Annotated in this window: 13 protein-coding genes; 6 read left to right on the forward strand and 7 right to left on the reverse strand. The window is 42.0% G+C overall.

From position 1 onward, the window contains the following. Positions 1-178 precede the first annotated feature (178 nt). Both FG28_RS04295 and FG28_RS04300 read left to right on the forward strand, forming a co-directional pair. Positions 179-655 carry an Hsp20/alpha crystallin family protein gene (locus FG28_RS04295; RefSeq protein ID WP_036380280.1) on the forward strand — a complete coding sequence of 159 codons (477 nt, stop codon included), beginning with the start codon at positions 179-181 and terminating at the stop codon, positions 653-655. A 69-nt stretch (positions 656-724) separates the two neighbouring features. Next, entirely contained in the window at positions 725-1,207 is a 483-nt protein-coding gene (locus FG28_RS04300; RefSeq protein WP_036380281.1) for a hypothetical protein, read from the forward strand. 94 nt (positions 1,208-1,301) lie between these two features. Here FG28_RS04300 and FG28_RS04305 read toward each other — a convergent pair whose 3' ends face one another. From FG28_RS04305 to FG28_RS04320, 4 genes are all read right to left on the reverse strand, one after another. Then, on the reverse strand, positions 1,302-2,144 hold the full coding sequence (locus FG28_RS04305; RefSeq protein ID WP_036380282.1) for a pseudouridine synthase: 843 nt from the start codon (positions 2,142-2,144) through the stop codon (positions 1,302-1,304). A gap of 74 nt (positions 2,145-2,218) precedes the next feature. Next, positions 2,219-3,124 carry a geranylgeranylglycerol-phosphate geranylgeranyltransferase gene (locus FG28_RS04310; protein ID WP_036380284.1) on the reverse strand — a complete coding sequence of 302 codons (906 nt, stop codon included), beginning with the start codon at positions 3,122-3,124 and terminating at the stop codon, positions 2,219-2,221. A 10-nt stretch (positions 3,125-3,134) separates the two neighbouring features. Further along, the gene (locus FG28_RS04315; RefSeq protein ID WP_036380285.1) at positions 3,135-4,073 is read right to left on the reverse strand and encodes a mevalonate kinase; all 939 of its coding nucleotides are present in this window, start codon (positions 4,071-4,073) and stop codon (positions 3,135-3,137) included. Between the two features lie 130 nt (positions 4,074-4,203). Beyond that, the gene (locus FG28_RS04320; RefSeq protein WP_036380286.1) at positions 4,204-5,298 is read right to left on the reverse strand and encodes a diphosphomevalonate/mevalonate 3,5-bisphosphate decarboxylase family protein; all 1,095 of its coding nucleotides are present in this window, start codon (positions 5,296-5,298) and stop codon (positions 4,204-4,206) included. A 92-nt stretch (positions 5,299-5,390) separates the two neighbouring features. Between FG28_RS04320 and FG28_RS04325 the strand changes: the two genes are divergently transcribed. After that, the gene (locus FG28_RS04325; protein WP_036380287.1) at positions 5,391-5,867 is read left to right on the forward strand and encodes a TspO/MBR family protein; all 477 of its coding nucleotides are present in this window, start codon (positions 5,391-5,393) and stop codon (positions 5,865-5,867) included. A 126-nt stretch (positions 5,868-5,993) separates the two neighbouring features. Here the strand turns inward: FG28_RS04325 and FG28_RS04330 are convergent, their stop codons facing one another. Continuing rightward, entirely contained in the window at positions 5,994-6,536 is a 543-nt protein-coding gene (locus tag FG28_RS04330) for a DUF1697 domain-containing protein (RefSeq protein WP_036380288.1), read from the reverse strand. A gap of 61 nt (positions 6,537-6,597) precedes the next feature. On the opposite strand from FG28_RS04330, the gene glpK reads away from it, so the two are divergent. Next, positions 6,598-8,097 carry a glycerol kinase GlpK gene (glpK, locus tag FG28_RS04335; protein ID WP_036380289.1) on the forward strand — a complete coding sequence of 500 codons (1,500 nt, stop codon included), beginning with the start codon at positions 6,598-6,600 and terminating at the stop codon, positions 8,095-8,097. Between the two features lie 47 nt (positions 8,098-8,144). After that, the gene (locus FG28_RS04340) at positions 8,145-8,873 is read left to right on the forward strand and encodes an MIP/aquaporin family protein (protein WP_036380291.1); all 729 of its coding nucleotides are present in this window, start codon (positions 8,145-8,147) and stop codon (positions 8,871-8,873) included. A gap of 1 nt (position 8,874) precedes the next feature. On the opposite strand, the gene FG28_RS04345 is transcribed toward FG28_RS04340, so the two are convergent. Together FG28_RS04345 and FG28_RS04350 are read right to left on the reverse strand one after the other, a co-directional pair. Beyond that, entirely contained in the window at positions 8,875-10,146 is a 1,272-nt protein-coding gene (locus tag FG28_RS04345; RefSeq protein ID WP_036380293.1) for an NAD(P)/FAD-dependent oxidoreductase, read from the reverse strand. Continuing rightward, positions 10,146-10,841, reverse strand: a complete 696-nt coding sequence (locus FG28_RS04350; protein WP_081894486.1) for a glycerophosphodiester phosphodiesterase family protein — start codon at positions 10,839-10,841, stop codon at positions 10,146-10,148. Before FG28_RS04350 ends, FG28_RS04345 begins: the two co-directional genes overlap by 1 nt. A gap of 246 nt (positions 10,842-11,087) precedes the next feature. On the opposite strand from FG28_RS04350, the gene FG28_RS04355 reads away from it, so the two are divergent. After that, positions 11,088-11,507, forward strand: coding sequence for a hypothetical protein (locus tag FG28_RS04355; protein WP_036380295.1), 420 nt, complete (start codon positions 11,088-11,090; stop codon positions 11,505-11,507). The last annotated feature ends 49 nt before the right edge of the window (positions 11,508-11,556 follow it).

Here is an 11,556-nt window from a genome sequence, read left to right on the forward strand (position 1 = left end):
TTGACAGATTGTGACATACTGACACCCAGTGTGTTAATTTTTTTTACATAACACTGGTTGTATTCTTAAAAATTTTTAAAGTCAAGTTTCTTTAGGCCCAAAACAATCGGTTTGGCATTTATTTTGCCCATATCACTGCGAACATTTGAATTATTGTCTAACTTAAAATTTAGCAGTTATGAGTAATTTAGTTGCAACAAAAAATGGAAGTGTGGCAAAATCAAATTCGAATGGCCTAACCTTCCCCATGTGGTCTTCCTGGATCGATGAATTGTTTAACAGGGAGCTCCCTTCAGTATTTACATCAAATTTTAATACGGGCCTAACCCTACCCAAGGTGAACATTAGGGAGACCAAGGATTCCTATTATGTTGACATGGCGGTACCAGGGTTACAAAAATCGGACTTTACGGTAGATTTGGACAATCAAGTACTTTCCATTACCGCCGAGACCAATGAAAACAATCTTGACAATGAGGACAACCATATCCGAAGGGAATTTGGATATGCCTCATTTAAACGTTCCTTCTCCTTGCCAGAGACTGTGAACGAGGACAAGATCAAGGCAGAATATAGAGATGGTATTTTAAGCATTCATTTGCCTAAAAAAGAAGAGGCCATCCAAAAACCTGCCCGTAGTATCAAAATTTCTTAATACGGGTTATGCAGGAGAGGCCAAAATAGGTCTCTCCTAATTTTTTGTTTAATCTTAAAATGTAATCCCATGAAAAAGTTTGTGCTACTTTCCTTGCTTTCGTTGGTGTGTTTTGGTTGTAATGGCCAAGAAAAAGAGAGCGAGGAAAAAAAGGAAGATCAAAGTCTTGCCGAACAGCCCAAAGGCAGCTGGAAAGTAAACCGGGAATTTGATGAAAATGGAAACCTTATTCGTTACGATTCTATTTATTCCTGGTCCTCTTCAGAGTATATGGACGATTTGGCCCAAATGGACCGGGATAGCTTACTTGAATCCTTTAGATCGAGGTTTTCCAGAAGTTTTTCGCATTTTAATCACAATGGATTTCCCAATTTTTTTGAAGAAGATTCGCTGTTCACTAAACATTTTTTCGAAGATGATTTTTTTGAAAGCCCGCTAGGCAAGGACTTTATGGATTTGGATAAAATCCAAAAACGGATGGAAGCCATGCAACGGAAGTTTTTGGAACAATACGCACCTAATCCCGACAAAGAAGAAAATGAGCAGCTTTAATTAAAAAACATCATCCAAAAATTGAATTCCCCTTGCCAAAGTGCAGGGGATTTTGTTTTTGGGAAATTCATCCATCGGCTATGGTTGTACTGTCTTATTTAATCATCCTTAAATTGATGACTTCCTGCTCAGTGAGGTGGCGCCAATGGCCCCGAGGCAAGTCCTTTTTGGTGAGTCCGGCAAAGATTACCCGGTCCAACTTGGTGACCTCGTAGCCCAAATGTTCAAAAATGCGCCGTACAATTCGGTTTCGGCCGCTGTGAATTTCCACACCCACTTCGCGTTTGGGCGCCCCTTGGATAAAACTGATGCTGTCCACGTCAATGGAACCGTCTTCCAGTTCCAACCCTGCTTCAATTTTATGCAAATCGGCCAAACTTAAACTTTTGTCCAAATGCACGTGGTAAATCTTGCGAACACCGTGTTTGGGATGGGTCAACTTTTTTGTCAAATCACCATCATTGGTAAAGAGTAGTAGACCGGTAGTATTTCTATCCAAACGGCCAACGGGCAACAAACGGGCCTTGGTGGCACTTGAGATGAGTTCCATGACCGTGCGCCTACCTTTTTCATCGCTAGTGGTGGTGATAAAGTTCTTGGGTTTGTTCAAAAGGATATATTCCTTTTTTTCAGGGTTAAGGCGTTTGCCATCAAAACGGACATCATCAGAGCGCTTAACCTTAAAGCCCATTTCGGTAATAACTTTCCCATTCACGGTTACATTGCCTGCGGCGATGTACGTATCAGCCTCCCTTCGGGAACAAATACCAGCATTGGCAATATAGCGGTTCAACCGAATCTCATCCGGATTCGATTTTTTTACTGGGGCATTTTGCTTGTCCTTGGGTTTAAAATTTTTGGAATAGGGCTTTCGTTGATCGCCCCCTTTGGTGTTTCGAAAAGGTTTCCGGTTACGGTTATTGTCTGATTTCGCCATCAGTCATCAATTTTTTGCAAATGTAGTCTTTTTACACCCCTAAAGTCCCCTCAAGGGGACAATTTGTTTTCGACTCATAAAATACGATTCAACACCAAATCCACATCAATCAAAAGAATACTAAAAACACCTGCTACTATAATGAATTTCAATATGTTGTGAAGCCGCACATAGTGTCTTTTGTCACTGGATTTCCATAAGAGCACCAAAAACAAAATAAGTAGGGCAATGCAAGCGATGAAATAGAGGTACATATAGCCCACATCAAAAGTTTTGATGAGCAAGAGTGCGGGAATCAAGGTGAGAACAATCAGCAGCGCAATGATGAACTTGGACACTTTTGGACCATAAATTATGGGAATGGTCCGGTAGTTTTGGGCCATATCGCCCGCCATGTTTTCCAGATCCTTGATCATTTCCCGGGCCAAAATCAACAAAAACAAAAAGAGGGCGTGCACAAAAATCACCGTTTGAAAGTTTCTGTAGTACACAAACACCACAAAGAAGGGGGCTATGGCCAAAGTGGCCGACACCAAGTTCCCAATAAAGGGTATCCGTTTAAGTTTGTGCGAATAGAACCAAATCCCAAAAATATAGGCCGAAAAAAACAAAACCGCCCGAAACGAAATATAACTAGCGGCCAAAACGGCCACAAAATTGAGAATAAAATAGGTGGTCAATTTAAAGCGTTGACTCACCAAGCGGTCCAACATGCTTTTGGTGGGTTTGTTGATCAAATCCTTTTCGGCATCATAAAAATTGTTGATGATATACCCACTGGCTATCACGAGGGCCGAAGCGGTTACGATCAAAAATAGATTGAGGTCGAAAACCACTTGCCGAAGTGGAATATTTGGGGATAAAATGTAGATGGATGCCAAATATTGGGCAAGGGTAATGACCAAAATATTGTAGCCGCGCACCACAGAGAATAGACTCAATAGCTTAAAAAGCAAGAGTTTGTTTTTTCTACTAAGCATGGGATTGCTTTTAGAAGTTGTACACGACTTCCAAATTGTAGTCTTTGAGCGCTTTTTTGGCTTTCTCCAAATCTTCGGTAAAGCCCAAAATATATCCGCCGCCGCCTGAACCACAAAGTTTTAGGTAATAATCATTGGTTTCAATGCCCTGCTGCCACAACTGGTGGAATTTGGCTGGAATCATAGGTTTAAAATGATCCAAAACCACATGGGAAAGCTGTTTTAGGTTTCCGAAAAGGGATTTTACATTGCCGTTCAAGAAATCCTCCACACAGGCATCGGTGTGCTTCACGAACTGGTTTTTAATCATGTTCCTGAAACCTTCCTGCTTCATCTTCTCCATAAAAATCTGAACCATGGGTGCCGTCTCCCCTGTGACTCCACTATCCAACAAAAACACCGCTCCTTTGCCGTTCGTGTTTTGGGATGGAATACTGGTGGATTCGATATTGTCCTGTGAATTGATGAGAATGGGCAAACTGAGATAACTGTTCAAAGGATCCAATCCAGAGGATTTTCCGTGGAAAAAGGATTCCATTTTTCCAAAAATCTTCTTCAAGGTCAAGAGCTTGTCCCGGGTAAGATTTTCAAGAATGGTAATTTTATCATTGGCATACCTATCGTAAATGGCAGCTACAAGGGCCCCACTACTTCCAATACCATAACCTTGCGGAATGGAACTGTCAAAATACATGCCGTTGGCAATATCCTTTTCCAAGGTTTCCATATCAAAAGAGACCAAACCCTTTTCCTGCTTTTCAATATTTTTCAGGTATTTTGCAAACCCCTTAAGGCTTTCATTGGACTTTTTGGCCATCTCGGATGGGTTCTTGTCCTTCTTTAAGGCACCCTTAAAAAAGTTATAGGGAATTGAAAGGCCTTTGGAGTCTTTGATGATACCATACTCGCCAAAAAGCAGAATCTTAGAATAAAATAGTGGACCTTTCATATACTATGACCAAGATACAAACAATTCTGTTCAATTTTCAAAACATTCCGATAAACAAAACTGTTTCTTCTTTGAAAATATCAATTTTTGTAAAATACGGAACAAATAACGCAAAAAAACAGCTATGCTGTTACTTCTTGTCCATTATTTTTTTGGCTCCAATCCCAATTCTGTCGCAAATATAATGCCCTTTCTCGCAGTGCACAACCAATTCATTCTGAATAAATTGAATAGCCTTTTCTTTTACCGATTCTGGATAGAGCACATGTACATTGGCCCCAGCATCCAACGTAAAACAAATAGGAACCTTGCTCTCTTTTCTATACTCCCAAATTTTGTTGATGATTTCCAGGGTATCGGGCTTCATCAAGATAAAATAGGGCATGCTGGTCATCATCATGGTATGGAGGGTAAGTGCCTCACTTTCCACTATTTTGATGAAATTTTCCAAATCACCTTCCGCTAAAATGGATTTCAATTTGTGCAGATTTTCATGAGCTTGTTGAAAACGGTTTTCGGCATAGGGATGTCCATGCATCAAATCATGCCCCACGGTGCTGCTCACTTGTTTCTGGCCTTTGTGCACCAACAAAATGGTATCGTGATAATTTTTGAAGACCGGGTTCACTTCAAACGGATACTTAATGCCATAGAAGTTTGAGCTATTGGGAATTTTGGAATGCTCGCCCCATTGGATCAAATCGCCTTCAATGCTCCTGCAGGCACTTCCAGAACCCAATCGAGCCAAAAAAGAGGCCTTCTTTTTAAAAAACTGGTCATCCATATTTGGGGTCAACTGCTTTTCAATATCCATCAAGCAAAGCGACAATGCTGCCATTCCGCTCGCCGATGAAGCAATTCCACTGCTGTGGGGAAAAGAATTGGAGGTTTCAATGGTAAAGTCATACTCCTTTAAAAAAGGAACATAACCCACAATTCTATTGAAAAAAGTTTCAATCTTAGGTTTAAAATCTTCTTTGGGCTTTCCCTCAAAAAGCAAATCAAAAGAGAGTCCATCCGTATTACTTTCTTTCTTTTGATAGGAAACTGTGGTGGTGGTAGCACAAGCATCCAAGGTAAAGCTAATGGAGGGGTTTGCTGGAATCTGATCGGCCAATTTGCCCCAATACTTCACCAAGGCAATATTGCTGGGGGCCTTCCATGTCACTTTTCCCCCATCGGAAAAATGCTGGTATGGTGCTGGCAAAAAATCTTTTTCCGTCATGGGAAAGCTATTTGGGCAAATATACGGTTGCAACACACGTATTGGAAATTGGATTGAAATAAATTCTTATTTTAGACGGAGTTGCGCCAACCATGAAAAAAAGAATCATTTACATTGCCATAAGTGTTGCTGTGTGCCTTTTGATAGGGTTCTTGGCTGGAATGGCCACACAAAGCTCTGTAAATGATTGGTATGTTACGCTAAACAAACCTGATTTTACGCCTCCAAATGCTCTTTTTGCTCCGGTTTGGACCGTGTTGTACATTCTTATGGGAATAGCAGCCGGAATTGTCTGGTCCAAAGGTTACCACCATGTTTGGGTGAAGACTGCGCTGTACCATTTTGTATTTCAACTCCTCGTAAATGCTTTGTGGAGCATTGTTTTTTTTGGGTTGAAAAATCCTTTTGGGGCCCTTTTGGTGATTTTGGTGTTACTAACGTTGATCATACTGACCATAAAATGGTTCAACGTGGTAAGCAAACCTGCAGCTTTTTTGATGATTCCCTATTTACTTTGGGTCGGTTTTGCGGCGGTGCTCAACTACAGAATTTGGGAGCTTAATCCTTAGGGAAAGTTCAAGGGCAAGCATTTAAGTTCAAGAGCAAGAATCAAGTTCAAGAGCAAGGGGTCAGGCTCAAGTTCAAGAGCAAGAATCAAGTCCAAATATTGTTTTTTATTTTGTGGGATTTGGAGTTTAATCATTCTTTGTCATATCCAATAACTTCTGCATGGTTTTTTGGTTACGGGTGGTGGCTTCCACTTTTAATTTTCGTTCAATGAGGTTATTGTTGAGCTTGGCATTTCCATATCTTTTTTTGCACATTAGGTAGACACACTTTTCCGTGACATGAAAATCTTCGTTGACAAAGCGGAGTTCTTCAAATTGCGCCACCAAATCCTTCTCCGGAGCTTGTTTGAGCAGTACATAATACAATCTGTTCTCCTCCTCTTTTTCCGTAAATGGATTGTCTTCCAAAACCCTTTTTATGTCATTTCCGCTAACCACCAAAGTGGGCACGTTAAACCCAAAATCTTTGGCTATAACTTCATGAATCGTATGTTCAAGAGTGCTTACTTCCGTAATCCCACTTTCAAAAATAATATTGCCACTCTGAATATAGGTCTGCACATTTTCCAGTCCACTTTGGGTCAAGGTTTCCCGTAATTCGGCCATTTTAATTTTCTTTTGGCCACTCACATTGATGCCACGTAAAAGTGCTATAAAAGTCTTCTTCATTAGTGTCAAGGAAATTACTCAGATTAATTTTAGTAAATTCAAACGCATTAAATTAACTAAAATGAATCAATATATTCTTGCCCTGGATCAAGGCACCACAAGTTCCCGTGCTGTGGTCTTTGATCAAAAAGGGGCCATAATTTCTGTTGCACAAAAAGAATTCACCCAAATCTTCCCCCAACCGGGATGGGTAGAGCACGACCCCAGTGAAATTTGGGCCACCCAAGCCGGAATGGCCGCTGAAGCCGTTAGTAAGAAAGGCTTAAAAGGAGAACAGATGGCCGCCATTGGCATTACCAACCAACGGGAAACCGTGGTGGTTTGGGACCGAAATACCGGAGAACCCATTTACAATGCTATCGTTTGGCAGGATAAGCGCACAGCGGATTATTGTGATGAATTAAAAAGTCAAGGAAAATCCCAAATGATTCGGGAAAAGACTGGGCTGGTCATTGATTCCTATTTTTCAGGAACCAAAGTCAAATGGATTTTGGACCATGTGGAAGGTGCTAGAGAGAAAGCCGAGGCTGGTGATTTGGTTCTCGGCACCATCGACACCTGGCTCATTTGGAAAATGACGGAGGGCCAACTTCATATTACAGACGTTACCAATGCCTGCCGTTCCATGTTGTTCAACATTAATACCATGGATTGGGACGATGATCTTTTGGAGCTATTGACGATTCCCAAGAGTATGCTACCCATAGTAAAGCAATCCAGCGAGGTCTACGGCCATACCAGCCCCAACTTCTTTGCCTCCAAAATTCCGATTGCCGGCATTGCCGGAGATCAACAAGCAGCCCTGTTCGGGCAGATGTGCACCAAAAAGGGGATGGTAAAAAACACCTACGGCACAGGTTGTTTTATGCTGATGAACATTGGCGACAAGCCCATTGTTTCCGAAAATAGACTCTTGACCACAGTGGCTTGGAAAATCAACGGGAAAACCCAATACGCCCTTGAGGGAAGCATTTTTATTGCCGGAGCGGTGGTGCAATGGCTTCGCGACAGTCTCGGCATCATTAAAAAATCTTCTGATGTGGAAAAACTGGCTGGCTCGGTGGATAGTTCCGAAGGGGTTTATTTTGTTCCGGCATTTGCTGGATTGGGTGCCCCGCATTGGAACCAACGGGCCCAAGGAACCATTTTTGGGTTGACACGGGGTAGCACCGATGCCCATATTGCGAGAGCCGCTTTGGAATCCATAGCTTACCAAACCATGGATATTTTAAAAGCCATGGAAGCCGATTCTGGAATCTCCATCAAGGAGCTTCGGGTAGATGGTGGCGCAACGGTGAATGATATGCTCATGCAATTTCAGGCCGATGTATTGAATACGATAACGGTACGACCAAAAATTGTGGAGACCACCGTTATGGGTGCTGCTTATTTAGCCGGATTGGCTGTGGGATATTGGAAGAGTACGGATGAAATCCAAGATATATGGCAAGCCGATGTGCATTTTAATCCTTCATCTGACCGGGAAACCATTGAAAAAGGCATTCAAGGTTGGTACAGGGCCATAAAAGCTTTGGAATATTGGACAGAAAATCCCAAATGATCGAACAAATAAAAAAACCAAACCATTAACTTTTATCATAGAACCTTATGACTCCTTTTATTGCTGAGATTGTTGGCACCTTTTTACTTATGCTCTTGGGGTGCGGTGTAAACGCCAATGTTGTGTTACAGAAAACCTACGGTTCAGGTTCAGGTTGGATTGTCATTACCACAGGTTGGGCCTTTGCGGTCTATACCGGGGTTGTTGTGGCTGGGCCTTACAGTGGGGCACACATTAATCCCGCCGTGACCATTGGCCTAGCGGTTGCCGGTGAATTTCCCGTAAATGATATTGTTCCGTATATCATCGCTCAATTTATCGGTGCTATGTTGGCCGCTTTTTCGGTTTGGCTGATCAACAAGGATCATTTTAATGCCACTTCAGATGGTGACATCAAAAGAGCCGTTTTTTGTACTGCACCTGCCATCCCAAACACATTTTTGAACCTTCTTACTGAAATCTTGGGAACTTTTGTGCTCATGTTTGCCGTGCTATATTTTACTGATGCCACAATTTCTTCGGATAATACCATTATTGGACTTGGGTCCTTGGGTGCTCTTCCAGTGGCCTTGATTGTGTGGAGCATTGGCTTGTCATTAGGCGGTCTTACAGGATATGCCATAAATCCCGCAAGGGATTTGGGGCCAAGAATTGTGCACGCTTTACTGCCCATAAAAAATAAAGGCTCCCATGGTTGGGCGTATTCATGGATTCCCGTAGTGGGGCCCATTGTAGGGGCTTCAATAGCAGCAGGAATTGCGCTGCTATTGAATTGATTTATTTTTGGGAAGCAATGGCATTAGCGGCTAAATAGCCCCCAGTCCAAGCATTTTGAAAATTGAATCCACCCGTAATGGCATCTACATTAAGAATCTCCCCGGCAAAATAAAGATTGGGATGCAATTTGCTCTCGAAGGTCTTAAAATTGATTTCCTTTAAATCCACCCCGCCCGCTGTGACAAATTCTTCTTTGAAGGTACTTTTCCCTTCTACCCGAAAGGAACAGGCGGTAAGCTGTTTGGCCAGCTTTTGAAGCTTTTCTTTGGTGATATCGGCCCATTTTTCATCCTTTTGGATGCCAGCTGCCTCTACCAATTTCGTCCATAAACGTCTAGGAAGATGCACCGCTTGGGTACGGGCTACGGTTTTTTTGGGTTCTACTTCCTTAACTTTTTTTAGAAAACCTTCCATAGATCCAGTGGTATATTCTGGGGTCCAATTAACATTCACCCGAAACACATAATTGTAATCATGGAGAATGTTGGCTCCCCACGCGGAAAGTTTCAAAATGGCCGGACCGCTCAATCCCCAGTGGGTGATCAACACTGGTCCTTCGGAACATAATACCGGTTCTTCCTTGACGACACTTTTCAATCCCAAGTCGCTCCTATCCGTGGAAAAAATACGTTTTGGAGGGATTTCCACCGAGACATCGGCACTGATACCTTGGATTCCATTTAATCTTTCATCTCTTATATTGAACGTAAACAGGGAAGGAACCGGAGGAACAACGGTATGGCCCAAATCTTTCAACTGATTCCATATTTTGGTATTGCTTCCCGTGGCCAGCAGTAATTTTTTGGCTTGGTAGTGCTTGTTCATGGTAGTGACCTGCCATCCATCACCATGCTTTTTGAACTGTTTTACGGAGCTGTTCTTCAATACTTTGATACCAAGTCGTTTGGCTTCATCTTCAAAACAATCGATAATGGTTTGGGAAGAATCACTTTGTGGGAAGACCCGGCCATCATCCTCAATTTTGAGCGAAACGCCCCGTTCCTCAAAAAATGCCATAACATCCATAGGAGCGTGGGAGTGGAATGGTCCTAAAAGTTCCTTTTCGCCCCGTGGGTAATTGGTGATCAGCTCCCTGGGATCAAACTCACCATGGGTAACATTGCAGCGACCTCCGCCAGAGACCTTTACTTTGGAAAGTACGGTCTTGCCCCGTTCAAAAATAGCCACGTTGAGGTGCGGTGCCTGTTCCACAATATGGATTGCCGCATAGAATCCGGCGGCGCCACCTCCCACAATTATGACATCAAACATCAGTGTGCACGCTCAGGGTAATTCGTGATGATGCCATCCACACCAAAATCCTTCATTCTCTGAATGTCTTCGGGTTCATTAACGGTCCATGTGTAGATTTTTAGGTTTTCATCATGGATTTTGGCCGTATTTTCTTGGGTCAAGGTTTGATAATTTGGATTTATGGCCACGGCATTGAGCTCTTTGGCCACTTCAATGGCCTGTACTGGATCTTCTTCAGTAAGCACTGCGATTTTAACCTCTGGATTGAGCTTTCTCATTTCCCTTAATTCATCCCAAATAAAGCTTGAAATGATGATATTATCGGGAGACCAACCTCTATCAGCAATATAGTAGTTTATGATATGGTTGACTTTATCTGCCGTTTTGTATCCCTTCAATTCAATGTTAAGGGCCATCTGATTATTGATAAGTTTTAAAACATCTTGGAGCAGTGGGATCTTATGGCCACCCTCCAAGGTAAGCTGTTTCATGGTAAACACATTGTAATCCTCAATCATACCCGAACCATTGGACAACCTATCCACCGTTCTGTCGTGAAAGACCACAATTTCTCCACTTTCTATTCGAAATACATCAATTTCAATCATATCCACCCTCAAATCCAATGCTTTTTGTACGGAAGCCAATGTGTTCTCGGTCTCGTGGCCCATGGCCCCTCTGTGGCCAATAACCAAAGGTTTTGAATCTTTCATACCACAACTATTTAAAAGCAAAATGACCAAGGAGGCCAACAGCAAACTTTTTTTCATCCTGTTTTAGTTTAAGAATGCTAAAAATACAATTTGAAACCGAAACGGGGAATCCTTTTTTAGAAATCCAAAAGCATGTGCAAATCACCTTCAAAAAATAATATTGATAATATTATAAGTATAATTTTATGTATTTGATAATTTTTATTTAATATATTTATCACATTAACAACCAATTAAATAACCAACATGTTTTCAAAATCTAACTTGCTGGCCACCTTGGTCGGCGCTATTGTTATGTTTTTTTTGGGATACCTCATTTGGGGTCTCGCCACAGTAGATTTTTTTACAGAGCACACCATCGTGAACACGATGAAGGAAACCCCTGATTTGGCTCTTATTGCCGTCTCCAATCTGATTGGGGCTTTTATTTTGAGCACATTGTACAGCAAATGGGCCAGAGGGCATCACTCTCTTGGTCAAGGATTTGAATTTGGAGCCTTAATCGGTGCTTTTGTAGGTTTATCCATGGGATTGCTTTGGTATGCCACAGCAAATATGATGGACTTGACAGCTCACGTGGTAGAAGCCATTTTGGATGTCATCTTTTACGGGATTGTGGGTATTTCCATTGCCTTGGCCTACCAAAAAACAGCCAAAAAGGAATAAAATCAATAGCCACCTTGAACTTGGGCGGATTGCTTTGCAATCCGTTTTT

The sequence above is a fragment of the Muricauda sp. MAR_2010_75 genome, from assembly GCF_000745185.1.
GTDB lineage: Bacteria > Bacteroidota > Bacteroidia > Flavobacteriales > Flavobacteriaceae > Flagellimonas.